This window comes from Eisenbergiella massiliensis (assembly GCF_003435485.1).
Genome location: NZ_QVLV01000003.1, coordinates 265,435 through 291,486, shown reverse-complemented (window position 1 = coordinate 291,486; position 26,052 = coordinate 265,435). Strand labels below are relative to the sequence as shown.

The following is a 26,052-nucleotide window of genomic DNA, read 5'->3' as shown; positions in this document are numbered from 1 at the left end:
TTTTTGCCATTTTTTACAGCAGGAATTATGCGTCCAGAATTCTGCGCACCTGTTCAGGAGAGATGTCGCAGAGTTCGGAAATTTCCGATTCGCTGCGGCCCTCCGCGGAAAGCTTCAGGACTTTTTTTGTAAGCTGAATTCCTTTTTCAAGGCCTTCCTCCAGTACCTGCAATTTTTCTTCCCATGCCTGCATATACTTCACTCCCATCTCTTCGCTGGATTTGAGCATGCGGATGTGTTCATGAATTCTGAGGATTTTCTCACTGTTTGAATTCAGAGCGGAAATGTCGTCCGTTTTCTCCGCATATTCCAGGAACTGTGCCAGCTCCTCGCCGGCTTCCTCCCTGTTGGTTCCTTTGGTGTTAAGGAAAATCCGCGTTGCGCCGTCAGGAAGAATACAGGAAGTATTCTCGTCGCATCTGGCGCGGAAGGTATAGCGGTATTTTCCCAGTCCGAAAACATCGTAGGGCGTTATGATGATAATGAAGGAATCATTCAGTAAATTGAAATGTACGGAACCGGGTTCCAGCAGCGAGGAATCCAGTAGACCCTGGTAGTAACGGCTTCTTTTGGGCAAGTCAGGCCTGGGCTGCTTCTGAGCTTCCGTATTGTAGATGAATCCTTCTTCGTCCATGGAAAAGACATCCATGCGGATGGAACGCAGAAGCGGGCTTGTACGCAGTTCCTTTTCCGTTTCGGCCCTGGTCAGGAGGGCGATATCCTTTCCTAATATAATTTCAAGAATGAGCTGGTGTATCTGTTCATTTTCCATAACTTCATCGAAAAGAAACCGATCCAGCAGCGTCAGTTCGCTGAGCGGAACCATTTTGCTTTTTTTGTCTGTCATTTGTTATCTCCTTTATTTTATCACAGGTATGGGAAACATAGCAATATATAAACGAAAATCAGATAAATCAGTACAAAGGCATCCCTCCCTTTCCAATAAAATAAATGAGTGAGAACTGTCGGCAGAACTGCCGGAATAAAAATAGAATTATAGACGAAAAAATAATAACACGGGCAGCGAAAAAAAACAAGAGACAGTAAAATAAAAATTTCATAAATAAAGTTAGATAAAAAAGGCCTTCGGGACACAGCAGTTCAGTTTATCTGAACTGGTGGTTTCCGGGGCCTTTATATTGGTTGCTTTTAATTTTATTTCGTTTCAGTTACTAGGGGAGGTTCCTCCTGACGGATGAGTTCAGCGGGAATATAGGAAATAGCCAGCTGTTCCTCCTTAGACAGGCTGTAGTAGTTATCCAGCCATGTGAGGGTATCCGGTGACAATTCCTCCTTGCTGAAATATTGTCCCTGATATTCTGTCCATCCCGGCGTCAGGAAAAGAATGTAGATTCCATCGATTTCCACAGCCATTGCATGTTCGGCTGCGGAAACGTAGTCCGCGCCGACGCTGCCGAAATTGGCCTGTCCGTTTTCGGAGGGCTCCTGGTTTGGCGCTGTGACGGAAGTGATATTGCCGTCTGCAGTACCGCAGGTTAATATGGCTTTTCTGCCGGTGGAGACAAAAAGCTTATCCCGGGCATACAGCATGTTGGGCAGCTGCTGGTCTGTTTCGGATTCCACAGGGCTTTCCCAAGAGAAGGAGGCCTCCGTTGATTCAGCAGCAGAAACGGCAGGCTCCGTCTGTTCTAAAGGCTTTCCGGAACAGGCGGCAAAAAGCATACCGATGCACAGGGAGATCATTGCGTGATATAATTTATGTTTCAAACTTGCCTCCTTTCAGTAAAAAGCAGTGAATTGTGGATTATTTAAGTAATCCGGAACCGGATTGTGGAAAAAAACTAATAAAGAAAAGGAATCCCCATGACGGCGGATTCCTTTTAAGCAGCTGTTTATCAGACAGGCTGATTTGTATCAGTACCGACTTCCGCATTATAATCCTGCGGAGTACTGTTTTGCTGGTAATTAGGGTCAAAACCCTGCGGGTTACCATTCTGCTGGTAATTGGGGTCAAAGCCCTGCGGATTGGCATTCTGCTGATAGTTAGGATTAAAACCCTGCGGGTTGGCATTCTGCTGGTAATTAGGATCATAGCCCTGCTGATAAGGATTGCCGAAGCCCTGCTGGCCATATCCCTGCTGGTAGCCGCCCTGACCCTGCTGATAACCGTTTTGCTGGAATCCGCCCTGCTGGTAAGCTCCATAATTGGGGCCATAGCCGTTTTGCTGATAGCTTCCGCCGTATTTCAGGCTGTTGTAGAAGCCCGCGTTGGTAATTCCGACATAAGGAGTGACGTAGATTCCGGCGATTCCACAGGTGACGCCTGCCAGAAGATACCAGAGGATAAAGGACAGATCCAATACGAATTTATCCATTTTATGTCCGTACATCATGGCCTTGCTTTCGTTGATGCAGTCCATGATTCCCTTTTCAGGATTTTCCGCAAGTATGTAAAAGGCCTGGGAATAGCGGTAATAGGCGATGATGCCGGGGAACCAGAAGAGCAGGGACCAGAGCATTACAAAAATGCCCATTACGATGGTCAGTCCCCAGATTTTCAGGCAGTAGCGGGCATAGGCAAATAAATCATTAATGCCTGCAGGCTGCCGGTTCACCACGCGAAGCGTATAGGCGGTGTAGCCCATCTGTATAAAGCCGATAACCAGGGTCGCGGCCAGAGACAGCAGCAGGGAAGGAACGAGCATTCCCAGGGAAATAGCGGCTGCGGCATCCGGGTCCGTTACCAGGACCGTAAACAGCGAGGAAAAGCCGGACATCATGGAAACCACAAAGTTGACTGCTGTAAGGATTACCAGATATACCAGAGTTACAAGGACAGGATGAGGATTGGCCTGCTGCATGGCAGCTTTGGCATCCATTTTGAGTTGTACACGATCCATTTTTAGTTCCTCCTCAAAAGATATGTATTTTGATTTTCAAAATATGAAATCATTATAGCACTGTGCCGGAGGATGCGCTACAGAGGATATGAAAATTTTACAATAATTAAGTTATTAACTGCGAAACGGAAAAGAATATACGTTGAACAATACTATGGTAATATTTCCGGAAACCCGCTCTCTGGCCCGGATGCTGAAGTGTTACTGGAAACCTGATAAAAACGGGGCTTTCCCGTATTTTTTCTTTGCGTATTCCGAATACTTGTGATAAGATAATTTTTAACAGCTATTCAGCAGGTCTGCGCATCGGCTGCGCAGATCATGAAAAAGTGCAGCGCCGGAAGGTAAAAATCCGCCTCTGTAGGCGATGGGACATGGATTTTTACATTTTTACCCGCCGCTGAGATAATGCAGTTACAGATTATAATAAAGTATGGTTCAAGGAGGGAGTACCCGCCGGAAAGACAGGCAGCGCAGGCTTACAGGAGCTGTGAAGGCCGTATGGGCGGGAAAAAGAGCATGAGCAGTGAGATAAGCAAGAATTTTATTGAGCAGATGATTGACAAGGACCTGGCAGAGGGTGTCTATGATACGGTGCATACCCGTTTCCCGCCGGAGCCCAATGGCTACCTGCATATCGGACATGCCAAGAGCATCCTTTTAAACTCCGGTCTGGCAAAGGAATACGGCGGAAAATTCAATCTCCGTTTTGATGATACGAATCCCACCAAGGAAAAGCAGGAATTCGTGGAATCTATTAAGGAAGATGTGAAGTGGCTGGGCGCAGACTGGGAGGACAGGCTTTTCTTTGCCTCCAATTATTTTGACCAGATGTATGAGGCTGCTGTTAAGCTGATCAAAAAGGGAAAGGCTTATGTATCCGATCTTTCCGCAGAGCAGATCAGGGAATACAGAGGTACGCTGACAGAGCCCGGCAAGGAGGATCCTGCCAGCGCAAGAAGCGTGGAAGAAAATCTTACGCTGTTTGAAGATATGAAAAACGGCAGGTATGCCGACGGGGAAAAGGTGCTGCGCGCCAGAATCGACATGACCTCCCCGAATATGAACATGCGTGATCCGGTAATTTACCGTGTGGCGCATATGAGCCACCATAATACGGGAGATAAATGGTGCATTTATCCCATGTATGATTTTGCCCATCCCATTGAGGACGCGATTGAAGGGATTACGCATTCCATTTGTACGCTGGAATTTGAGGATCACAGGCCGTTGTATGACTGGGTTGTGAGGGAACTGGAATATCCGCAGCCCCCCAGGCAGATCGAATTTGCAAAAATGTACCTTACCAACGTGGTAACGGGAAAACGTTATATCAAGAGGCTGGTAGAGGAAGGCATCGTGGACGGCTGGGATGATCCCAGGCTTGTTTCCGTGGCTGCCCTTAGAAGAAGAGGCTTCACGCCGGAGTCCATCCAGATGTTTGTGGATCTTTGTGGTGTATCCAAGAGCAACTCCTCCGTGGATTACGCTATGCTGGAGTACTGCATCAGGGAGGATTTGAAGCTGAAGAAGCCCAGAGTCATGGCGGTTCTGGATCCTGTTAAGCTGGTGATTGACAATTATCCGGAAGGACAGATTGAGATGCTGGAGGCTCCCAACAACCTGGAAAATGAGGAACTGGGAAGCCGTGAGATTCCTTTCGGGAGAGAGCTGTATATCGAAAGAGACGATTTTATGGAAGAACCGCCAAAGAAGTATTTCCGTCTGTTCCCCGGCAATGAGGTGCGCCTGATGAACGCATATTTTGTGACCTGCACGGGCTTTGAAAAGGACGAAGACGGCAATGTGACGGTGGTGCACTGTACCTACGATCCGGAAACCAAATCCGGCAGCGGCTTCAATGCCCGTAAGGTGAAGGGAACCATTCACTGGGTATGCGCAGATAAGGCCTTCAAGGCTGAGGTGAGGCTGTATGAGAATATCATTGATGAGGAGAAGGGCGTTTATAATGAAGACGGCAGCCTGAATTTGAATCCCAATTCTCTGATCGTGAAGGAATGCTATCTGGAGCCTTCCCTGAAGGAGGCGGCTCCTTATGAGAGCTTCCAGTTTGTAAGGCAGGGCTTTTTCTGTGCGGACTATAAGGATTCCAAACCGGGCGCGCCGGTGTTCAACCGTATCGTATCCCTGAAGAGCTCTTTCAAGCTGCCCAAACAGGGCTAAGCCGGGAAGGCGCTTTCCAATTACTGGGTGATGCAGTATCACAGGAGGACCTGTGATATGCAGCAGGTAAAAATATGAATGATTTGGCAATACAGCTGACGGAGGACGGCAGCAGACATCTGTATGAACAGATTTACGAATACATCAGAGATGAAATTAAGGAGGGGAAGCTTCTTGCAGGAGAGAAGCTTCCCTCCACGCGTTCCCTGGCGGAATATCTGCAGGTGGCGCGCAGCACGGTGGAGCTTGCCTATGGGCAGCTGCTATCGGAGGGGTATATAGAAGCCTCCGCTTACCGGGGCTATTATGTGTGCCGGGTGGAGGAGCTTTACCAGATGATGTCGGAGCTTTCCCGGGAGAAGGGGGATGGCGCTGACAAACCCGACCTGCAGCAAAAGCAGCAGAAGGCTTTTGATTACGATTTTTCTCCCAACGCCATTGACATGAGCGCCTTTCCCTTCGGAACATGGAGGAAAATAACAAAAGAGATTCTAAGCGGTGACAGGAAGGAACTGTTTGCGCTGGGAGAACCGAGGGGGGACAAGGATTTCCGCCTGACTATCTGCCGTTATCTTCATTCCTCAAGAGGGGTGAATGCATCCCCGGAGCAGATTATCGTGGGTGCGGGAAACGATTATCTTCTGCTTCTTCTGCAATACATTCTGGGCAGGGATATCTGTGTGGCCTTTGAAAATCCCTCCTACCGGAGAGCCTATCGTATTTTCTCGTCCTTTGCATCCGGGGTGGTGACTGTCCCTGTGGATGAAAACGGGATTTCCGTGAAGCAGCTGGCGCTTTCCGGAGCAAATGTAGCCTACTGTATGCCCTCCCATCAATATCCCACCGGCGTGGTGATGCCTATCGGCAGGCGGATGGAGCTTTTGAAATGGGCTGCGGGGGCGTCGGACAGGTATCTGATTGAGGATGATTACGACAGTGAATTCCGTTACCGGGGCAAGCCGGTGCCGTCCCTGCAGGCTTCGGATACGGCGGGAAAGGTGATTTATATCGGTACATTTTCCAAGTCCATAGCGCCGGCGATCCGCGTAAGCTTTATGGTGCTGCCGCCTGCGCTGCTGAAGCGGTATGAAAAGGAGTGCGGCTTTTTTTCCTCCACGGTGTCCCGGATCGATCAGACCATACTGAACGAATTTATACGAAGCGGCGCGTTCGAACGTCATTTGAACAAAATGCGCAAGCTGTATAAGGAAAAGCATGATATCCTCCTGGAGGAGCTGAAGCCTTTGTTGAAAAAATACCGTCTGTCCGGGGAATATGCGGGCCTGCATGTGCTGCTCACCTCCAGGGAGCATGTGGAGGAGGAAGCACTTTTACGGCGGGCGGAGGAGAAAAGAGTCAGGCTTTACGGGCTGCATGAAGCGTCGCTGGGACCCGCCCTGGAGCAGGAGGCTACGTTATTAATCGGCTATGCCGGATTGGGGAAAGAAGAGATCAGGGAAGGGATTGGCAGGCTTAGGGAAGTGCTGTAGGAACGGGAAACACAGTTGACGGAACTGTTACGGGAGCCGGGCGCAGTTGCTGAAAGGAGCAAGGGTATGGAAATAGAAGAACTGGTGCAAAGACAAAGGGATTTTTTCCGGACAGGGCGTACGAAGGACGTGGCCTTCCGCATAGCAGCCCTGCAGAAGCTGGAGAATTCCATCGTGAAATACGAAAAGGAAATCAATGAGGCGCTGTATGCGGATCTGCACAAATCCGCCTTTGAGGGCTACATGACGGAAGTGGGGTTATCCCTGAGCGAGCTTCGTTTTCTCATAAAGAACACGGCCGCGTGGAGTAAAACCAGACGGGTGCGCACGCCGTTGGCGCAGTTTCATGCCAAAAGCTATGTGGTGCAGGAGCCTTACGGCGCGGCGCTTGTCATGTCTCCCTGGAATTATCCCTTTATGCTGTCCCTGGAGCCTGTGGCGGGAGCCATTGCGGCAGGTAACTGCTGTATTATTAAGCCCTCGGCCTATGCGCCGGCAACCTCTTCCATTCTCAAAAGGATTATCAGCGAGACCTTCCAGGAGGATTATGTGGCGGTGGTGGAGGGCGGCAGGCAGGAAAACGCCCGGCTCCTGGAACAGAAGTTTGACTATATTTTCTTTACCGGAAGCGTGGCGGTGGGACGCCTGGTGATGGAAAAGGCCGCAGCCCACCTGACTCCTGTCACGCTGGAGCTGGGAGGAAAAAGCCCCTGTATTGTGGATCGGGATGCAAAGCTTTCCCTGGCGGCAAAAAGGATTGTGTTCGGCAAGTTTTTAAACAGCGGACAGACCTGCGTAGCCCCGGATTACTGTTTTGTCCATGAATCGGTGAAGGAGGAGTTCATCGGTTATCTGGTGAAATGGATTGATAAAATGATCGGGAAACAGCCCTTCAGCAACCCTGATTATCCCAAAATGATCAATGAAAAGCATTATGATCGGGTATTGGGTCTTGTGCAGGGCGAGAAGATTGTCACCGGCGGCTGCGGAAAACGGGAAACTTTACAGATCGCGCCTACGGTTTTAAAGGATGTAAGCCCGGATGCGCCGGTGATGCAGGAGGAAATTTTTGGGCCTGTGCTGCCGGTAATGACGTTCCGGGATATCAGCGAGGTGGAGCGGTTCGTGACGGACAGGCCCAAACCGCTTGCGCTGTACCTGTTTACAAACAGCAGGGAGACGGCAGATCGGATTACGGGCAGTCTTTCCTTCGGCGGCGGCTGCATCAACGATACCATCATCCATCTTGCCACTTCCCGTATGGGCTTCGGCGGCGTGGGGGCGAGCGGCATGGGCTCCTATCATGGAAAAAAGAGCTTCGAAACCTTCAGCCATGAAAAGTCCGTTGTGAATAAATCCACCTGGATGGATTTGCCTGTCCGCTATATGCCATATACGAAAACGAAGGATAAGCTGATGCGGAAATTTTTAAAATAATCTGACAGGGCGGCAGCTGTGAAGCACAAAACATTACAGTTCTGCCCGCTGCAGTGAAGGAAGCGCGTGCCCGGCACGCAGATGGGAGCGAATATGGAGAAAATGGTTCTGCTGTATCATTTTGAAGGAATCCGGCTGGCACAGGCGCATAAAGCCCTGGAAAAGCTGCCGTTTCGGATTCGTGAAGTAAAAAAGGAAGAATACGGATATCCGTTGGGCTATCTTGCCGGACTACCGGGAATCCTTCCGCTGGGAAAAGTATATGAAGGCCCCCAGCTGGAGCAGGAAATGGTGGTTTTTGCGGGATTCATCGGAGACGATATCGATAAGGCGCTGGACGCCTTCCGTCAGAACGGACTGGCTGGGGTAGGCCTGAAGGCTGTCCTTACGGAAACCAATCAGGTCTGGAGTTCCCTGCAGCTGTTTGAGGAGCTGAAAAAGGAACATGCCCAGATGCATGGGAAGCGCTGAGCATTTGAATGAGATCGGAGTTTCCCCCAATATATGGAAGCCTTTATATAACAGCAGCCTGCCGGGCTGCTGTTATATTGTGCGCCGACAGAGCAATATGAGCGGCTGGACCTGCAAAAATACAGATAAATTTTATGTAAATAAGGAATGTCAACCGCTTGTCATAAGAACATGCCGGAGAAAAATCGGACAAATTCGGCGCTGATTCCAGAAAGAAACATGACAAAGTGCGGAAAACGGCACAAGTGGTGAAAAAAAGAGGGTTAAAAAATTAACAAAAACTGAATCTGAAAAAGGAAACACTTGTGGAAAACAACGATTCTTATGACAACCGATTGACATAGAAAAAAAACCATGTTATTATCTAAGCACAGTAAGACATACCCCAATAAAAACACCGCTGTCTCCCCAGAACAGCTCCATAGAACACTTTTTCCCCCTCCCTTTTCTTTGTGTTTGGACAGTTGTTTGACGGCGGTGAACCCCCCCTTTTTTATAAATAAATTGTCTTGCTGTAAACAGCCCCCTCCCGATATCTTTCAACCCGGAAGATATCGTTACCATAGAAATAAGGGGCGCTCCAAAGGATTCCCCCCGGAGGAACGTCCCTAACCCCCCCCTTCTTTTTCATAATCCGGATGGGCCAGCGATGACCCATACGGTTTTTTTTGTTATAGAAAACTATGTGAGGAAAAAGTGTGGTTTTTGGGAGATGCAGCCTGGGATTTGCGTTGCGGCAGCCTTTTATGGCAACGGTCTGCATTTGGAACAGAAGATTGCGCCTTTCCTTCTTTATGATATAATAATGCTGAGACGACATTATAACTGTAAGGAAGTGCTTCAGGAGCGCTGAAATCCATCGCCAAAGGTGATTTAGAATGGATTTTAGCAGTAACTGTGAGGGATACTGAACAATTACGTATAATAAATAAAAATTCAGGTAAAGGATTGAAAAAGCGGCATTTGAAAGCGGCTGACCGGAGGAGAGTATGGCAACACTGAAGGATGTGGCGAAGGAAACCGGGCTGACTGTAAGCACGGTTTCCAGAGTATTGAATAATCGCGGCTATATCAGCGCAGATGCGAGGGAAAGGGTTTATGAAGCGATGAAGAGGCTGAATTATCAGCCCAATGAGCTTGCAAGATCCCTTTCCAAACAGACGACAAATACAATCGGTGTGATTGTGCCTCACATTGATCATCCTTATTTTGCCAGACTTCTGAGCAGTCTGGAAACGGCGGCTTACAAAAGCGGCTATAAGCTTCTTCTTTTTAATTCCGGAGAGCGGGACGAAAAAGAGGACAGATACCTGGAAATGTGTAAGGGCAGCCGTGTGGCAGGAATTATTCTGTGCAGCGGCAGGGTGGAAACGCAGTGTTTTGAAGGACTGGGCGTGCCGCTGGTTACGGTGGAACGGTTTCTTGAAAGCGGGACGGCTGCGGTGGAATGTGATAACCGCCAGGGTGGCCGTCTGGCGGCTAAACACCTTTTAGAGCGCGGTTGCAGGAAAGTGGTATATCTGGGCGGAGAAAATGAGGAAAATATGCCCGCTGATGACAGAGCGCTGGGCTTCATGGAGGTTTGTCTGCGCGAGGGCCTGGAGTTTCTGGATCCGGGACGGGAAAAGGATGCCGGGTTATATGCTTCCCTGGATTATCACAGCTATATAGAAAAGATACTGGAGGCTCATCCGGAGATTGACGGTATTTTTGCAAGCAGCGACGTTATTGCCGCTCAGGTCATACAGATCTGCGGCAAAAAGGGGATCCGTATTCCGGAGCAGGTGAAGGTGGTGGGCTTTGACGACTGCGGCCTCGCTTCCATGACCACACCGAGCATTACCACGATCCGGCAGCCTGTGGACGAAATGGCACAGCTTGCGGTGGAGATGCTTATCCGGGCAAACCGTAATGAACTGGTGCCAAGCCGTACAACCCTTCCGGTTACTCTGATACGCAGGGAGACTACCTGATACATTGCCGGACTGATGTATGGCAAAGATGTATGGCAAAAATTCATGATGTAATCTGTTGCGGACTGTTATATGATAATATGATATAGCCGGTTATACTTTCGTGCCTGTTTTTACAGGAAGCAGTATAAGCCGGCGTATTTTTTATCGGGTAAAAATCTGTCACATCTGTGTCTGTTTCACTTGTATGTAAAGTTCACTTTTTTTCCACAATTGATTTCAAAAGTAAAAAAATTACTGCCGGATACTTATTTTATCCGGCAGATGACGAGCCTGACGAAGAGGAAATGCGGCTGCCGGGGAAGGAAGAAACGGTGATTCTACAGGCTTAATGCTTCCGTTGCAGGCGTATAAAATATCAACAATAAGTGAATCGATTCACAAAATGGTGCAAAAATGTAAAATAACAATTTATGAATCGTTTTATATTTTCAAAGTGCACAATTATAGATGTATTTTATGAGGCTGAATATATAAAAATATCATTTATATACAAAAAAATTAAAATAAGTTATTGACAATTATATTGCAGGGTGGTATTGTTAAAGCACGATATGAATCGATTCAAGTTCATGCAGACAATTATTACAGAGTAAATGTGACATAATTGTAATCAGTAAGCAGAAGAGATATCTGCTACCCAATTTTAAGGAGGAGTAAGAAGATGAAGAAGAAATTACTCAGTGCAATTCTTTCAGTTGCCATGGTGGCAACAGTGCTTGCAGGATGCGGCGGGAGCAGCTCATCCACAGGTGAGAGCACAGCAGCGGGAGACAGTGCAGCAGCTGTGGAGGAAGGAAGCGCGGCAGCTTCCACGAATACATCCACGGACGGTGTGAAGATTACCATTCTGAATACCAAGAGCGAGATTCAGACACAGTGGGAAGAGCTGGCACAGGAATATAAAGAGCTGACAGGCGTGGATGTAGAGGTTTCCGTAACCGTCGGCGATTCACCTTCCCAGGATATTACCAAGAGATATGCTTCCGGCGAAGTACCGACCATCTTCATGGGAGACATTCAGGATATCATTATGCTGGATGAATATGCGCTGGACCTGTCAGGCGAAGACTGGGCCAAGGACGGCGGCTCCGATTACGGATGCAATTACAACGGCAGGCTGATTGGCTTCCCCTTCTGTATTGAAGCCCGCGGCCTTATGTATAACAAGACAGCAATTGAAGCGGCTACGGGAGAGGCCTTTGACCCTACGGCTGTGAAATCCCTGGATGACTTTACCGCACTGCTTGACAAGCTGGTTGCCGGCGGCATGGAAACACCGGTTGCCCTGAATATGGAAGACTGGTCACTGGGCGGACATTATCTGACACAGGTATATGAGGAACAGGACGGCACCCTGGAAGGCGCAACAGCATTCCTTGACGGCCTGAAGGCAGGTACTGAAGATTTGAAGACCAATGCAAGATGGAACTCCCTCATGGATACCTTTGATGTATTAATGAAATACAATATGAACGGCGCGGATCCTCTGGCAGCTGATTACAACAACAACGCCGTTTCCCTGGCAGAAGGCGACATTGCATTCTGGTTCAACGGAAACTGGGCATGGGCTGAAATGTCAGACTTTGCGGTAGAAGGAAGCGAATACGGAATTATGCCCGTAGCACAGCCTGACAGCTCCAACGGTGCAGTTGACAAGCTGGCCGGCGGCGCAAGCAAGTACTGCATGATTGATACCAAGTACAACAGCGAAGCACAGCAGCAGGCAGCAAAAGATTTCCTGAACTGGCTTGTATATGATGAAAAAGGACAGGATTTCCTTGTAAACCAGTGCAGCCTTGTTCCCGCATTCTCCAATATCACCATGGAAGTAACCAATCCCATGGGACGTTCCGTACAGAGCTATGCAAATGAAGGTAACCTGATTCCCGGATATCCGGAATATCCCGGAGACCACTGGAAAGAAATGGGCGCCGAGATGCAGAAGTACCTGGGCGGCCAGGAAAGTAGGGACCAGCTTGCAGACAACATTGCGGCATACTGGAAGGCACAGTAAATAGGTATATTTTTGAAATATGGCTGAAAACGAAGGGCCGGATCTGAAAGGGTCCGGCCCTTTTTTCCGGGGCGTGTCTGAAAATTATTAACAGCGGATTGTGGGCAGGGCATCACACCGGCTCCTGTAGTTTTCAGACGCGCTCCGGGTTCTCCCATAGAGAAGAGAGGAGCGATTCAATGCAGAATCAGAATAAGTTCCATTACAAAGCGATGATGTTTCTCAGCTTTGCGGGTCCTGCTGTAATATTGTTTTCAGCAGTAGTCATTGTCCCCTTCCTGTTTGGTCTTTATCTGACCTTCACGGGCTGGGACGGTATTTCCAGCAGCATTCCCTTCGTAGGGCTGGAAAATTATGTGGCGCTGTTCCAGGATGGAAGCTTTTGGGTTTCCCTGGGAAGGACCATCCTGTATGCCTTTGTTGCAGTAATCCTCGCCAATGTGGTGGCCTTTGGCCTGGCATATCTGGTGACGAGCAAAATAAAAGGAAGCAATTTTTTCCGGGCGGCATTTTTTACCCCTAACCTGATTGGCGGTATCGTACTTGGTTATATCTGGCAGTTCGTATTCAAGCAGGCGATTCTTGTAATCGGCGATGCCACAGGCTTCAGCCTGTTTTCCACCTCCTGGCTGTCCGACCCGATCAAGGCCTTCTGGGCATTGATTATCGTAACAGTGTGGCAGCTGTCCGGTTATCTGATGCTGATTTATATCGCAGGCCTTATGGGCGTATCCGATGACCTGAAGGAAGCGGCCAAGATCGACGGCTGTGATGAAAAGAAAACCACGCGTTATATCACCCTCCCCATGATGGCAGGAACCTTTACCATCTGTTTCTTCCTTGCAATCACGAGGGCATTTGTAACCTACGATGTGAACATATCCCTGACGGAAGGCGGCCCTTACGGTTCCACAACCCTGGCGGCCATGTACGTTTACAATATGGCATTCTCATCCAAGAAATACGGCCTTGGCCAGGCGGAAGCCCTAATCCTGTTCCTTGTAATTGCAATTATCGCAGTTACGCAGGCATTCATCGGTAAGAGTAAGGAGGTAGAAGCATAATGGATCTGAATACAAAAGGATTTATTAAGAAAAAAGTCTCTTTGGTATTAAAGATGATCGTATTGCTGGCATGCTTTATCATCTACATGTTCCCTTTTGTTATGGTGGTAATCAACTCCTTTAAGACAAAAAGAGATATTATCAAGGAACCTCTTGCCCTGATTGGAACGAACGGCGCATCCGTTACCAACTATCTGCAGGCCTTTACGAAAATGAATTTCCCCAGGACGTTCATGAACTCCCTGTGCATCACGGGTATCAGCGTTCTTTTGATAATCATTGTTTCTTCCATGTGCGCATACATTTTCGTGCGTACTGATTACAAGCTGAATAAAATTTTCTTTTCCCTGATGATTGCTTCCATGGTAATTCCGTTCCAGGTAATCATGATTCCGCTGGTTTCCATTTACGGCGGACAGCTGCACCTGCTGAACCACAGACTGACGCTGATTCTGATGCATGTGGGATTTTCCACGGCCATGTCTGTATTCATGTACCACGGCTTCATCAAGAGCAGTATCCCTTTGTCGCTGGAGGAAGCGGCGCGGCTTGACGGCTGCTCCAGGCATCAGACCTTTTTCCGGGTAGTGCTGCCGCTGCTTAAGCCTACCACGGCGACGCTGGTTATCCTGTATGCCATGGCCCTGTGGAATGACTTCCTTCTTCCTTCCCTGATTTTGACAAAGAAGGAGCTGTATACACTGCCCATCGCAACACAGATGTTCTATGGCACCTATTCTTCGGATTTGGGGCTGATTATGGCGTCCCTGATTATGGTTGTCATTCCGGTAATCATCCTTTATCTGTTCCTGCAGAAGTACATTATCGCAGGAGTGGTTGCCGGTGCGGTAAAATCCTGATTTTTTACGGAAAGGGCTTTTTCCCGGTTTTTCACCCGCTGTCCCGGCGGACGGCGGTGTGGGTAAGCCCTTTACACGATATATAAAAAAATGTAACCGTGATGGTACGGGACAGTGGGAGCAGAATATGGCTGAATGGTTAAAAAAAGCAATATTTTATGAGGTGTATCCTCAGAGCTTTAAGGACAGCAATGGAGACGGCATCGGAGACATTCCCGGCCTGATGGAGAAGCTTGATTATATCAGGGAGCTGGGGATGAATGCCATCTGGATCAATCCCTGCTTTGATTCCCCTTTTTATGATGCGGGGTATGATGTGGCGGATTACTACAGGGTAGCTCCCAGATACGGAACCAATGAGGACTTGAAGCGGTTATTTGAAAAGGCGCATTCTTATGGGATGCATGTATTGTTGGATCTGGTGCCGGGGCATACGGCAGTGACGCATCCCTGGTTCCTGGAATCCATGAAGGCGGAAAAAAACGAGTATACTGACCGGTATGTGTGGACGGACAGTCCCTATAAACGGATGGAAAATGTCCGGGGGATTGTGAGCATCCTTCGGGGGATTTCCCCCAGGTACGGAACCTGTGGGGTAAACTGCTTCAGTACGCAGCCAGCGTTAAATTACGGCTTTGCCAGGATAGATGATCCGGCGTGGCAGCAGCCGGTGGACGCGCCGGGGCCGCGGGCTTCCAGGGAGGAGCTGATGAATATCATGCGCTTCTGGCTGGGCCTGGGCTGTGACGGCTTCCGAGTGGATATGGCCGGTTCTCTGGTGAAAAATGATGATGACAAGACGGAAACCATCCGGCTGTGGCAGGAGGTAAGGGCTTTTCTGGATCGGGAGTTCCCGGAAGCAGTCCTGGTATCGGAATGGGGCAGGCCGGAGGTATCGCTGAAGGCAGGCTTCCATATGGATTTTTTCCTGCATTTCGGCGACACCGGTTATATGGATCTGTTCCGGACAGAGCATCCTTTTTTCAATGAAGAAGGAAAAGGGGACATTTCCGTATTTGTGAAGCATTATCAGGAAAATGAGAAGGCGTCCGGAGGAAAAGGTATGATGTGCATGCCCTCGGGTAACCATGACATGATCCGGATTTCAAAGCAGCTGGACACACGCCAGATGAAGCTGGCATATGCTTTTATCTACGCGCTGCCGGGAGCGCCGTTTCTGTATTACGGGGATGAAATCGGCATGCGTTATGTGGAGGATCTGGTTTCTGTGGAGGGCGGCTATGAGAGAACCGGGAGCAGAAGCCCGATGCAGTGGGATAAATCCACCAACGCAGGATTTTCCAGCGCGCCTGCTGAAGCGCTTTATATCCCTCTGGATCCGGGAGATGACAGGCCCGATGCGGCTTCCCAGATGGAGGAAACGGACTCTTTGTACAATACGGTAAAAAAACTGATTTCTGTGCGACAGGCCCACAGCGCCCTGCAGGGGGACGGAAAAATTGAATTTCTGTATGCCGGAGATCATACGTATCCGCTTGTTTTTGAAAGAAGCTCAGCAGAGGAAAAGGTGCTTGTTATCATTAATCCGTCGGGAAAGGAGCAGGAATGCCAGGTTCCCTGCGAGGGATCCTGGGAGGTTATTTATTCCTGCGGAGGGCTTCCGGTAATGGAAAGCGGGAAAGTGAAGGCGGCTGCCGTCAGCGCCTGCTGGATGAAAAAGACACTGATTTAAGAAAGTTTCTGATTGCCATTACAGTGAGGGCAAGGTATCATGATGACAGGAAGAGTGTCGAATTTTGGAGGAACGTTTATGAATTAACGGTTCCTGAAAAAAACGGACGGATATTCACTGGGAGGTAAGTAAGAATGGTAACGATTAAGGATGTAGCGGCGGATGCCGGCGTATCAGTGGGAACAGTATCAAAGGTATTGAATAATATGTATGTCAAGGCTGACAACCGGCGGAGGGTGGAGGAATCCATACACAGGCTTGGCTATCAGGTAAATACCTATGCCAGGGGCCTGAAGGCCCAGCAGACATTTACGGCGGCGATTATTGTTCCGGATTTAATCAACCCATTTTTTGCCCTGCTGGTGAATTATGTGGAGCAGGTGCTGGCGGCGGTCGGCTATAAGCTGCTTGTATGCAATTCCCATTGTAATGAGGACAGGGAGCTTGCCTATATCAATATGGCAAAACAGAACAAGGTAGACGGCCTGATTGCCGTTACCTACAGCAATACGGATGAATATCTGGAGGCGGATATGCCTCTGGTTTCCATAGACAGACATTTCAAGCATCAGATATGCTGTGTGTCCAGCGATAATGAAATGGGCGGCCGCCTGGCTGCTCAGAAGTTTATAGATACAGGCTGCAAAAATGTAATTTACATCAGAAACGGTTCCAATGTGGAGGGGGAAACCCTGAAGAGAGGGAAAGCGTTTGTGGATACCTGTGAGCAGGGAGGCGTGGAGGCTACCCGGATGGATTTCGGGGAGGAAACCACACTGTCCAAGCAGCAGATGAATAAAATTAACAGCTTCCTGGAGCAATGCGTAAAGGGCGGGAGCTTCCTGTACGACGGTATTTTTACCAGCTCCGACGTACATGCCATTGTGGTTGAGAAGCAGCTGACTGCGATGGGGATCCGTGTGCCGGAAGACGTACAGATCATAGGCTATGACGGGCTCCGTATCCTGAACGTGGGGGATTACCCGGTGTCCAGCATCGCGCAGCCGGTAAAGGAAATGGCAGTGACCTGTGTGGACACGCTCATCAAGCTGATTGAGAAAAAGCCTGTGGAAAGGCGGATTATTCTGCCCGTTACTTTTGTGGAGGGCGGAACTACAAGATAAAGTTTGAAAGGCGGCAGTAAAATGAAAAAATTAGAAAATAAAGTCATGTTGATAACGTACTCCGATTCCATGGGGCATAATCTGAAGGATCTGGAGAAAATACTTTCCGAATATTTTAGGGATGCAGTGGGCGGCGTCCATATTCTTCCCTTTTTTCCCTCTTCAGGGGACAGGGGTTTTGCGCCCATGGATTATACCAAAGTGGATCCGGCCTTCGGCGGCTGGGAGGATGTGGAACGGCTGGCGGACAAATATTATCTGATGTTTGACTATATGATTAACCATATTTCGGCGCAGAGCGAGTATTATAAGGATTTTCTTGCAAAAAAGGAGGATTCGGAATATAAGGATCTGTTCATCCGCTATAAGGATTTCTGGGAAGGCGGCGAGCCCACGCAGGAGCAGGTGGATGTGATTTATAAAAGAAAACCGCGCGCGCCTTATGTGGACGCACATTTTGCGGACGGGACGACGGAAAAGGTTTGGTGTACCTTTGATGAGGAGCAGATCGATATCAACTGCAAGTCGGAAACCGCGAAGAAATTTATCAGGGACAATCTTGTGGGGATGTGCAGGCACGGCGCTGCCATGATCCGCCTGGATGCCTTTGCCTATGCAACCAAGAAGGCGGGAACCAGCTGCTTTTTCATTGAGCCTGAAATCTGGGAGCTGCTGGATGAGTGCACGGAAATCCTGAAGCCTTATCAGGTGGAAATCCTTCCGGAGATCCATGAGCATTACACGATGCAGAAGAAAATAGAGGATAAGGGTTATTATGTGTATGATTTTGCGCTGCCCATGCTGCTTATCAATGCGCTGTATTACGGACAGACAAAGTATCTGAAGCACTGGCTGGAAATCTGCCCCAGAAAGCAGTTCACCACCCTGGATACCCATGACGGAATCGGCGTTGTGGATGTGAAGGATCTGCTTCCGGATGAGGAAATCAACCGGACAAAGGAGGATATTTTCAAATACGGCGCGAATGTGAAGAAAATCTACAATACCGCCGCTTACAATAATCTGGATATTTATCAGGTAAACTGTACCTATTATTCTGCGCTGGGCGATGATGATGACGCATATCTCCTGGCAAGGGCGGTCCAGTTCTTTGCACCCGGCATTCCGCAGGTATATTATGTGGGCCTGATGGCGGGGAAGAACGATCTGCAGCTTCTGGAAGAAACCAAGGTGGGAAGAAATATCAACCGCCATTATTACACGGAAGAGGAAATTACCGAAGAGGTGAAGCGTCCTGTTGTGGAGAAGCTGATCCGGCTGATGGAATTCAGGAATTCCTTCCCGGCGTTTGACGGAAGCTTTGCCATGAAGGAATGCGAGGATGGAAAACTTGTCATTGTGAGAGAAAGCAACGGCTATACGGCGGAGCTGGAGGCGGACTTCGCGGAGAAGAAGTTTACGATATACACCACTCAGCCCGGAGGTGAGAGGCAGGTCCTGGATAAATAAGGCTTCTGCCGGGAGTGACTGGTTGTTATCAGCAATTGTTTATATTGAATGTGTATAAAACAGGAAGTAGCGGTGACTGCAGCCGGAAATTTTGGGCTGTGGCGCTGCTGCTTTTTTTGTGGTTTTCATGAGGTTTTTATGGGGGCATGGGAAGTTCTTACGGGAACGGTGACCTTTCTGATGTGGGAGTATGACAGGGGAATGGTAAAGGTGGGAAAAACAGGAGGAACCGGGTGGACAGGAGAGGAGGAAGGTGATAGATTAAAGATAAAACCAGCCGGAGACAGTTATGCATTTCGGAAAAGGTAATAATAATAAATGATGGAAGCCGTAGAAAACGGCTTCAGGGAGGGGACTATGAAAATACTTATACTTTGCGATGATAAATGGCATCCTGCGGAGGTGGTGGAAAGGGGGCTTGCTTTTCTGGCAGAGGAAGGGCATGCGCTTGATTTTGTCCGGGATGCCAAGGATATTCTGACACCGGCATTTCTGGGCCGGTACCCGGTGGTGATCAATGCCAAGGGGAATGCGCTTACCGGGGCAAATGATGCGCCCTGGTTTGAGGAGGGAGTGACGGAGGCCGGGCCGGAGGAGCTGCGGGAGTATGTGGAAGCGGGCGGCGGATTCCTTTCCCTTCATGCGGGCAACAGTTTTAAGGCGGAGGAGAATAAAGCCTACACGGATTTTGTGGGGAACAGTTTTGTTAAGCATCCGCCCAGATGTACGGTCAGGGTAACGGTTGACAGAACACATCCTGTAACAGAGGGCGTACATGATTTTGAAATCAGGGATGAGCATTATGAGCTTGAACATCTGGCGGCGGATATCCTGCCTCTTCTTTCAACGGTATCGGAGAGCGGAGGAAAGCAGATGGGAGGGTATGTGAGAAGCATAGGCAAGGGGCGTCTCTGTGTCCTGACACCAGGTCATATACTTTCTGTGTGGGAGAATGAAGAATACCGGAAGCTTGTCAGAAATGCGGTTTTCTGGTGTGCAGGCGGTGTGAAGTGAGTTTTTTATGCAATAAGGAATAAGATGAACAGTAAATAAAACAAAAGGTTGATACATTATCTTTTTTATAAGGGGAGGGCTTGCAGGGTTATGGAAAATGTATTTATCACCGGAGCGGACAGGGGAGTGGGCTTTGCACTGTGTGAAGAGTTTGCCGCGCATGGCTTCCGGGTGCTGGCGGGGCAGTATATGCCTGAATGGGGAGCGCTTGCAGAGCTTGCGGAGAAATACCCCGGACAGGTGGAATGCATTCTTTTGGATGTGTCTGATACGGCTTCGGTACAGGAGGCGGTCAGGACAGCTTCGGAGCTTGTGGATAGGATCGACATTCTGGTGAACTGTGCGGGAATCATCCGGGATGACAGCAGAAAGGGATTTTACGATACGCTGAATACGAATACCGTAGGGACGCTGCGCACTGTGGAGCTGTTTCTGCCGTTGATGAAGGCGGGCAGGCGGAGGCTGTGTTTCTTTTCTTCGGAAGCGGGGAGTATTTCCATGCTTCACAGGACCGGGGATGGAGACACCTCCTATTGCGTTTCCAAAGCGATGCTGAATATGACGGTGCGCCTGATGTTCAATGAACTGCGTCCCGAAGGGTACACCTTCCGGGTTTATCATCCCGGCTGGGTGCGATCTTATATGTCAGGGAAAAAGGCGGACCGGGGGCATTATGAACCTGAGGAGTCGGCTGCGGTTGCCTTCCGGCAGTTTACGCAGGAGCGCAGCTTTGAGGATGCGCTTGTCATGACAGATATTAAGGGAGAGGTTTGGCCCTTCTGATGGGCGGGAGAGGAGAAAAGTGATGAAAACAGCGTTCCTGTTTGATATGAAAATGCCCGGGGCCAGGCGGGCAGCGGACTGGCTGCAAAAAAACGGTTATCAGGTGGACGGCGCAGTGACGGGTGAAATGACAGAGGAAGCTTTGCAGCAGCTGGAGAGAAGGACTCTGGATCTGCTGGTTATCTGCCCGGATACGGATTATGGAGCTTGTGACGGTGCGGTAGGAAGCGGCCGTGATTATGAGAAAACAGCGGAATTTGCAGCCGGGAGAATGGCGGAAATCCATGAGGTTTTGGAGCGGAGCATCCCGGCGCTGGACAGAGGCGGAGAAAAACGTATTGCTTTTCTTACCCACGCCTGTTCCAGCATCAACTGGTGTGTAGACAGGCAGGATTTTGCCGCGCATATGCTCCTTGGTGGGCTTAATATGCAGGCAAAGCTTCTGTTTAACAGGTTGCGGCCGCTGGGCTTTACGATGCGGTGCTATGCTTTAGGGGAAAATGGAGCGGGCATTGGCCCGGGAGAATATATCGGGCTGGATTTCTGCTTTGACCCGGGAGAGCCTGTTGTACATTCAGATGAAAACAGGCTTGTAATGCGTGATCGTTTTTTCAGGGAGATTGCGTGGTAGGATAATAATTTTTATCGCCGGATAAAATACGGGAGCCGCTCAAAGGAACGACTCCCGTAAATATTGATTATTTTAATGTAATTTTAATCCGCAGTGTTAAATTTCAGTGCCATCCTCAGTGTTGTTATCATTTTCCGCCGCTTCACGGGCGGTACTGCTGATGTCTGCGGCATCCTTAACGCTGTCTGTAATGTCATCCGCCGCTTCTTTGACAGTGTCATCCGCCTGTGCCGGTTCCGGGGAAGGAGCTGCTGATTCATCGGTAGTATTTTCGCCGTCTTCGAAAGTGGAGCTGTCGGCCTTTCCGGCCATATCTTCCGCAGCGCCCATGGTCGCATTTATTTTCTGGCCGACCTTGCTGACTGCCTTTTCCGTGGCTTCCTTAACCTTATTGAGGGCGGATTCCATCTGTTCGTCAACATTGGCGTATTCATTGCTGTTCTTAATTCTCTCTACCGCGTCATTTATTTTGTGGGTGACCGACTCAAACTCTTCGGAATTCTTCAGCTTGGTAACCGCCTCGTCCACCTTGCTTGTCACCGTCTCATATTCTTCGGAGGCTTTGATTTTCTGAACGGTGTCTTCCACCTTTTCAGAAACATTATTGAGAAGGGCGTCCGCCTTTTCCTTCGCTTTCTTCAAATCAAGAGAAACATAGGAACGGTTTCCTTCCGTATGGGCCTCGGAGGAGTGTGTCTCCTGTTCCTTGCCTGCATCCGCATTCTCCTGTGTCTCTCCGGCAGCGGAGGAGGCTGCGTCCGTATCGTCATCGTTGAGTTCGTCATCATCAAACTCATCGAAGTCATCAAATTCATCACCGCTGTCGTCACTGTCATTATTGACGCGGGAATCCCTGTTTTTCAGGTAGTAATAGGTGCCGGCCGCTGCTGCGCCGACTACAGCTGCTGCAGCGAGTAATCTTCCAAATCCATTTGACTTTCTGGCCATCGTAAAATACCCCTTTCTTAAGGCTGTGATTAAGCTGAGCAGCACCCTGCGGACAGGTTCAGACGAAAAGTAACCCCTGAACGGCCGGGCGCTATACTGCTATAAAACGGACCGGATGCACCGGACCTGAAATCCCTTCGCGGCGAAATCCGCTTAGTGTTATTTTAATACTATTTTGCGGAATTGAAAAGAAAATATGTATTAAAATTGTATTAATTTCCCAATATTTTTATGACAGGGTTTCCGTATATTTGTTAAAATGCGTGGAGGAACGGTTCCTTTTGACAAAACGGACGGTTTAACTTATAATATACTTAACAAGACAGCCGACGAGTAGATGCACACTACCCGTTCCGGCAATATTATTCAGTTATAAGAAATAGCCGCCTATCTTTTACCAGAGACCAGGGCGGCTATTTCTTATTTGTATATTTGAGAATTGCTACGATTAAGCTGGCTGTTGTCAAAATAATCATTAGTGTCTCATATGTACTCATAAGCATTTCCCCTTTCTGCAAGACTTAGAATGGGTAATGAACCGCCACTGTCGGCTACCTGGGTAAATATATTAAAATCACTGAAAAACCTCAGCTTCCGCTGGTATCCTTACAGCGCATCAACTCCTTATCTAATACCGTATCCACCATGTCTTTACCGTATTTATCGAGAAGGCGGTACTTACCTATATGCTTCATTTCCTCATATCTCAGCCTTTCGGGACAGTAATCCACAGCGTTCAGCTCATCCTGATGCAGGTAATTGGCATCACATTTCAGGGCATTAAAAAGCCTGTACATATATTCCGGCCTCGGGGAACTGAAAGCTTGTAGATGTAGGTTGGTTATACAAGAATAGTGCTGTATACTGCGGGATGCTGCGGGACATAGGTGTATGAGACATGAGTCCTGTATAAATGCCCGGAATATTATGGGTAGGATAACCGAAAGAACAGGGTTTTCCTAGTTTAAAATGTTTATTTTTCAGGGATTTCAGGGGTGTGGATACGCAGAAGCTATAAGATATCCCAAAAAAGAAAAAATATGTTTTTTCAGGGTGTATTGGTGTAAGATGACGTGTATACTAAATGACATATAAAGGTTACCTTTTTGTGATTGGAGGAAATAAAATGGAATACAGGAAACGTGTGGAAAAGCTGCTGTTGTCTTTGGGAAGAGAGGGGATGGAAAAGCTTCTGGAATGGATGGCGTAAAACGGCTATTATGATGAGCCGGATTGTGACAGCCAAAGCTCTCCGGCGGGCGGAAGCCTGGCAGCGCAGAGCTTGTATGTTCTGGGAATCATGGAGGACATGGCCTATCTTCTTCTGCATGATAATGAGGACACATTGGAAGCAAAGCAGAATTCACTGGCTGTCTGCGCCCTGCTGCACAGGATTGGCATTTTGGGGACAGGACTTGAGGAAACAAAGGAGGGCGAAGCGGAAAAAAAGGCTGTCGATATCGTATCTTCATTTATTACGCTGGACAAGGAAGAGGAGCGGGCGCTGTTATGTAATGAGGTGGTAGGTCGTGACTTCGCGGCCAATAAGGGGGCTGCCGGGATGGATTATGCCCTGCTGTTATTCTTTGCTGAAAAATGGGTGGCAAACGAAGGGAAAAACGGGGTAAAAGGGTGAAGGATATGGTATAATGGCGTTATGTGATTGGCGGCAGAATCATAGATGGCATAAATCTGCAGGCAGAAAAATATGATTGGAGAATCGTGATATGAAGATGTTGCTTGTGCTGTTTGATAAGCAGGGGCAGATTCTGCTGTGCAGGAACCCATCGGGATATTCTGTTCCGACGAATGGGGCCGAGGTTGATGAGGGCTTTGGCTTTGGTTCACCACAGGAAGAAAACAGGTGGTTTTGGGAAAACTGCGGTCTGCTTGTATACCGGCGTTATATTTGCTTTTATAAGGATTATTGTGCCGCTGTATTTGAGCTGTATGGCGAATGTAATGTGGGAAAAGAGTTTATCTGGATGGACAGCGGCAGTTTAGATAAATTTATTGTGGGGAACAGCTTAACAGTCTTGCTGAAAGCTGTGGTGAAAAACTATAATTGCAGCAAAACAGTTCCCTGGGTAAATAAGGACGGATTTCAGCCTTATCTGAATTGGGCATTGAAGGCTGCAGGCAGTGACACTCAATTGACATACGGTAAAATAGAACAGATAAAAAATACTTATGTTTCAACGATTTTCCGATTCCAGGCAGGTGAGGAAATCTTCTATTTGAAGATTCCCGGCAAAACATATCTTAATGATGCTGTGCAGATAGAAAAATTTCTTGTAGTATTGCAGGGGTATACCAAAGAGGAGGCAGGACTATGAACGATAAGTTCTTTGATGTGAAAAAAGAGAAACAGGACAGGATAATTAATGCTTCCTTGAAGATGTTTGCGTTAAATGGCTACAGGCATGCCAGTACGGATGATATGGTGAGGGAGGCGGCTATCAGCAAAGGGCTGCTGTTCCATTATTTTGGAAGTAAGCTGGGGCTGTATGTGTTTTTGTATGATTACAGCACTAGATTTATGCTGTTGGAGTTTTCCAGGGAAATTAAGGCTGTGGATACGGATTTCTTTGTGCTGGCGGGGAAAATGGAGACTGCGCGGATGCGGGTGATGAAAATGTATCCCTACATGAGGCGTTTCCTGGATGCGGTGCAGAAGGAAGACTGTGCAGAGGCGGCGGAGGCCGTCCGGGAAATCCGGGAAAAATATCAGGAAAGCCTGAATAAATACATAAGACAGGCCGATTTTGACAGGTTTGTACCGAAGGCAAAACCGGAAATGGTGATGAAATGTGTGGAGTATACGCTGAACGGCCTGACGGAGGAATTCAGCGGCCGGGGCGGTTTGGAAACAGAGGCTCTGAAGAAAGAAATAGAGGATTATCTGCGGATGTTTGCCGCAGTGTTTCAATAAAGGAAAAACGATGGACAGAGAGGCCTTTTTAAAGATATTGACGCCATTGGATGTGCATGATACATATCGGGAGCTGTACTTTCGGAATCCGGCGGCTTTTGCGGTGCCGGTCAGGAGCTGGGAAGAGTTCTGCGGGCGTTATAATGAGCTGGAGGGGGAGGGAAAGACAAAGCTCCCTCCGGTGCCGCCCACGCCGATTGCGCCTGTTTTTTCGGAGGAGGAGTATTTTCCGCAGGAGGACTGGGGAGAGGTGAGCGTGATTGTAAACGCCCGCTACTGCCCGGCTTTTCTGCATGAGCTGGAGTTTATCAAAATTATTTATGTGTTCCGGGGAAGCTGCTTTTTTTATATTGACGGCAGGTGGATATCCATGACGGAAGGAAATGCCTGTATTGTGGCGCCGGGGGTGGAGCAGACCGTTTTTTCCTGTGCGGATGAGGATATTGTGCTGAATCTGCTGATTCGCAGGAGTACCTTTGCGGAGTCCTTCTGGGAGCTGCTGGAATCCAATGACGGCGGCGTGATTGCGGATTTTTTCTGGAAGATGCTTTATCATAAGCCGGGCGGGGAGGTGCTGCTTTTTAACAGCAGGCCGGATATGCTGCTGGAGGAGAGCGTGGTGGATCTCTATGAAGAAGCGCTGCTGCAGTCGGTGAAAAGCGGCCTGGTCATGAAGAGCATGATGATGGCCATATTTGCCTATATTCTCAGATGGAAGGAAAAGGACGTGGTATGGCTCAGAAAAAAGGAAAAGCACAGGGAGTATCCCCTGGCACAGTATCTGCTGTACATGAAGGAGCATATTGACGAGGTGTCTCTTGCTTCCCTGGCGGGGAATTTTTATGTGAGCGAGGGGTATCTGAGCCGGTATTTCCGCAGGGAAACGGGATTTACCTTCAGCCATCTCCTGCAGGAAATGAAGATGAAAAGGGCAGCGGAGCTGCTGATAAAGACGGAGTGCAATATAGAGAAGATTGTTGCGCTGATCGGGTATACGGATCAGAGTATTTTTTTCAGGAATTTTAAAGCAGCCTATGGGATGACGCCTCTTGTTTACAGGAAGAAAAAACGGCAGGCGGAATTCATGTATACATAAAACA

The 26,052-nt window shown here is 48.6% G+C and carries 26 protein-coding genes; 20 read left to right on the top strand and 6 right to left on the bottom strand.

What is annotated here, in order from left to right; translation table 11 throughout:
• Positions 1-25: 25 nt before the first annotated feature.
• From DXC51_RS06435 to DXC51_RS06425, 3 genes are all read right to left on the bottom strand, one after another.
• Positions 26-847 (bottom strand): Rpn family recombination-promoting nuclease/putative transposase, encoded by an 822-nt coding sequence (locus DXC51_RS06435; protein ID WP_021638172.1) that lies wholly within the window; start codon positions 845-847, stop codon positions 26-28.
• 308 nt (positions 848-1,155) lie between these two features.
• Entirely contained in the window at positions 1,156-1,728 is a 573-nt protein-coding gene (locus tag DXC51_RS06430) for a hypothetical protein (RefSeq protein ID WP_147332344.1), read from the bottom strand.
• 128 nt (positions 1,729-1,856) lie between these two features.
• Entirely contained in the window at positions 1,857-2,861 is a 1,005-nt protein-coding gene (locus tag DXC51_RS06425; protein WP_021638175.1) for a DUF975 family protein, read from the bottom strand.
• A 501-nt stretch (positions 2,862-3,362) separates the two neighbouring features.
• On the opposite strand from DXC51_RS06425, the gene DXC51_RS06420 reads away from it, so the two are divergent.
• From DXC51_RS06420 to DXC51_RS06340, 15 genes are all read left to right on the top strand, one after another.
• Positions 3,363-5,045 carry a glutamine--tRNA ligase/YqeY domain fusion protein gene (locus tag DXC51_RS06420; RefSeq protein WP_330413810.1) on the top strand — a complete coding sequence of 561 codons (1,683 nt, stop codon included), beginning with the start codon at positions 3,363-3,365 and terminating at the stop codon, positions 5,043-5,045.
• Positions 5,046-5,119: 74 nt separating this feature from the next.
• A complete protein-coding gene (gene pdxR / locus DXC51_RS06415) occupies positions 5,120-6,535 on the top strand; it encodes a MocR-like pyridoxine biosynthesis transcription factor PdxR (protein WP_021638179.1) in 1,416 nt (471 codons plus the stop codon).
• A 24-nt stretch (positions 6,536-6,559) separates the two neighbouring features.
• A complete protein-coding gene (locus DXC51_RS06410) occupies positions 6,560-7,972 on the top strand; it encodes an aldehyde dehydrogenase (RefSeq protein WP_278336970.1) in 1,413 nt (470 codons plus the stop codon).
• 93 nt (positions 7,973-8,065) lie between these two features.
• Positions 8,066-8,443, top strand: coding sequence for a DUF3783 domain-containing protein (locus tag DXC51_RS06405; protein ID WP_025488793.1), 378 nt, complete (start codon positions 8,066-8,068; stop codon positions 8,441-8,443).
• A gap of 989 nt (positions 8,444-9,432) precedes the next feature.
• The gene (locus tag DXC51_RS06390; RefSeq protein ID WP_021638192.1) at positions 9,433-10,416 is read left to right on the top strand and encodes a LacI family DNA-binding transcriptional regulator; all 984 of its coding nucleotides are present in this window, start codon (positions 9,433-9,435) and stop codon (positions 10,414-10,416) included.
• Positions 10,417-11,080: 664 nt separating this feature from the next.
• Complete coding sequence (locus DXC51_RS06385) at positions 11,081-12,433, top strand: ABC transporter substrate-binding protein (protein ID WP_117530771.1); 1,353 nt, start codon at positions 11,081-11,083, stop codon at positions 12,431-12,433.
• A 179-nt stretch (positions 12,434-12,612) separates the two neighbouring features.
• Positions 12,613-13,497 carry a carbohydrate ABC transporter permease gene (locus DXC51_RS06380; protein ID WP_021638196.1) on the top strand — a complete coding sequence of 295 codons (885 nt, stop codon included), beginning with the start codon at positions 12,613-12,615 and terminating at the stop codon, positions 13,495-13,497.
• Complete coding sequence (locus DXC51_RS06375; RefSeq protein ID WP_021638197.1) at positions 13,497-14,357, top strand: carbohydrate ABC transporter permease; 861 nt, start codon at positions 13,497-13,499, stop codon at positions 14,355-14,357. Before DXC51_RS06380 ends, DXC51_RS06375 begins: the two co-directional genes overlap by 1 nt.
• A 127-nt stretch (positions 14,358-14,484) precedes the next feature.
• The gene (locus DXC51_RS06370; RefSeq protein ID WP_102287804.1) at positions 14,485-16,050 is read left to right on the top strand and encodes an alpha-amylase family glycosyl hydrolase; all 1,566 of its coding nucleotides are present in this window, start codon (positions 14,485-14,487) and stop codon (positions 16,048-16,050) included.
• A gap of 134 nt (positions 16,051-16,184) precedes the next feature.
• The gene (locus tag DXC51_RS06365) at positions 16,185-17,174 is read left to right on the top strand and encodes a LacI family DNA-binding transcriptional regulator (RefSeq protein ID WP_021638199.1); all 990 of its coding nucleotides are present in this window, start codon (positions 16,185-16,187) and stop codon (positions 17,172-17,174) included.
• 21 nt (positions 17,175-17,195) lie between these two features.
• The gene (gene gtfA / locus DXC51_RS06360; RefSeq protein ID WP_102287805.1) at positions 17,196-18,644 is read left to right on the top strand and encodes a sucrose phosphorylase; all 1,449 of its coding nucleotides are present in this window, start codon (positions 17,196-17,198) and stop codon (positions 18,642-18,644) included.
• A gap of 138 nt (positions 18,645-18,782) precedes the next feature.
• Positions 18,783-18,953 (top strand): hypothetical protein, encoded by a 171-nt coding sequence (locus tag DXC51_RS29455; RefSeq protein ID WP_180998150.1) that lies wholly within the window; start codon positions 18,783-18,785, stop codon positions 18,951-18,953.
• Positions 18,954-19,001: 48 nt separating this feature from the next.
• On the top strand, positions 19,002-19,658 hold the full coding sequence (locus DXC51_RS06350) for a ThuA domain-containing protein (RefSeq protein WP_025488804.1): 657 nt from the start codon (positions 19,002-19,004) through the stop codon (positions 19,656-19,658).
• Between the two features lie 90 nt (positions 19,659-19,748).
• Positions 19,749-20,441, top strand: a complete 693-nt coding sequence (locus DXC51_RS06345; protein ID WP_102287807.1) for an SDR family NAD(P)-dependent oxidoreductase — start codon at positions 19,749-19,751, stop codon at positions 20,439-20,441.
• Between the two features lie 22 nt (positions 20,442-20,463).
• Complete coding sequence (locus DXC51_RS06340; protein WP_102287808.1) at positions 20,464-21,072, top strand: hypothetical protein; 609 nt, start codon at positions 20,464-20,466, stop codon at positions 21,070-21,072.
• 96 nt (positions 21,073-21,168) lie between these two features.
• Here the strand turns inward: DXC51_RS06340 and DXC51_RS06335 are convergent, their stop codons facing one another.
• The 3 genes from DXC51_RS06335 to DXC51_RS06330 form a co-directional block, all read right to left on the bottom strand.
• Entirely contained in the window at positions 21,169-22,020 is an 852-nt protein-coding gene (locus DXC51_RS06335; RefSeq protein WP_021638205.1) for a hypothetical protein, read from the bottom strand.
• Positions 22,021-22,433: 413 nt separating this feature from the next.
• A complete protein-coding gene (locus DXC51_RS30715) occupies positions 22,434-22,517 on the bottom strand; it encodes a putative holin-like toxin (protein WP_408608844.1) in 84 nt (27 codons plus the stop codon).
• A 90-nt stretch (positions 22,518-22,607) separates the two neighbouring features.
• On the bottom strand, positions 22,608-22,817 hold the full coding sequence (locus tag DXC51_RS06330; RefSeq protein ID WP_021638206.1) for a hypothetical protein: 210 nt from the start codon (positions 22,815-22,817) through the stop codon (positions 22,608-22,610).
• Between the two features lie 287 nt (positions 22,818-23,104).
• Here DXC51_RS06330 and DXC51_RS30255 point away from each other — a divergent pair, with 287 nt between their 5' ends.
• The 5 genes from DXC51_RS30255 (at position 23,105) to DXC51_RS06310 (ending at position 26,048) form a co-directional block, all read left to right on the top strand.
• Complete coding sequence (locus DXC51_RS30255) at positions 23,105-23,230, top strand: hypothetical protein (RefSeq protein WP_278336589.1); 126 nt, start codon at positions 23,105-23,107, stop codon at positions 23,228-23,230.
• Positions 23,231-23,302: 72 nt separating this feature from the next.
• The gene (locus DXC51_RS06325; protein ID WP_102287809.1) at positions 23,303-23,656 is read left to right on the top strand and encodes a hypothetical protein; all 354 of its coding nucleotides are present in this window, start codon (positions 23,303-23,305) and stop codon (positions 23,654-23,656) included.
• 91 nt (positions 23,657-23,747) lie between these two features.
• Positions 23,748-24,356 carry a hypothetical protein gene (locus tag DXC51_RS06320; protein ID WP_102287810.1) on the top strand — a complete coding sequence of 203 codons (609 nt, stop codon included), beginning with the start codon at positions 23,748-23,750 and terminating at the stop codon, positions 24,354-24,356.
• Entirely contained in the window at positions 24,353-24,952 is a 600-nt protein-coding gene (locus DXC51_RS06315; RefSeq protein ID WP_102287811.1) for a TetR/AcrR family transcriptional regulator, read from the top strand. The genes DXC51_RS06320 and DXC51_RS06315 overlap by 4 nt, the downstream gene beginning before the upstream one ends.
• A 10-nt stretch (positions 24,953-24,962) precedes the next feature.
• Entirely contained in the window at positions 24,963-26,048 is a 1,086-nt protein-coding gene (locus DXC51_RS06310) for an AraC family transcriptional regulator (RefSeq protein ID WP_102287812.1), read from the top strand.
• Positions 26,049-26,052: the final 4 nt, after the last annotated feature.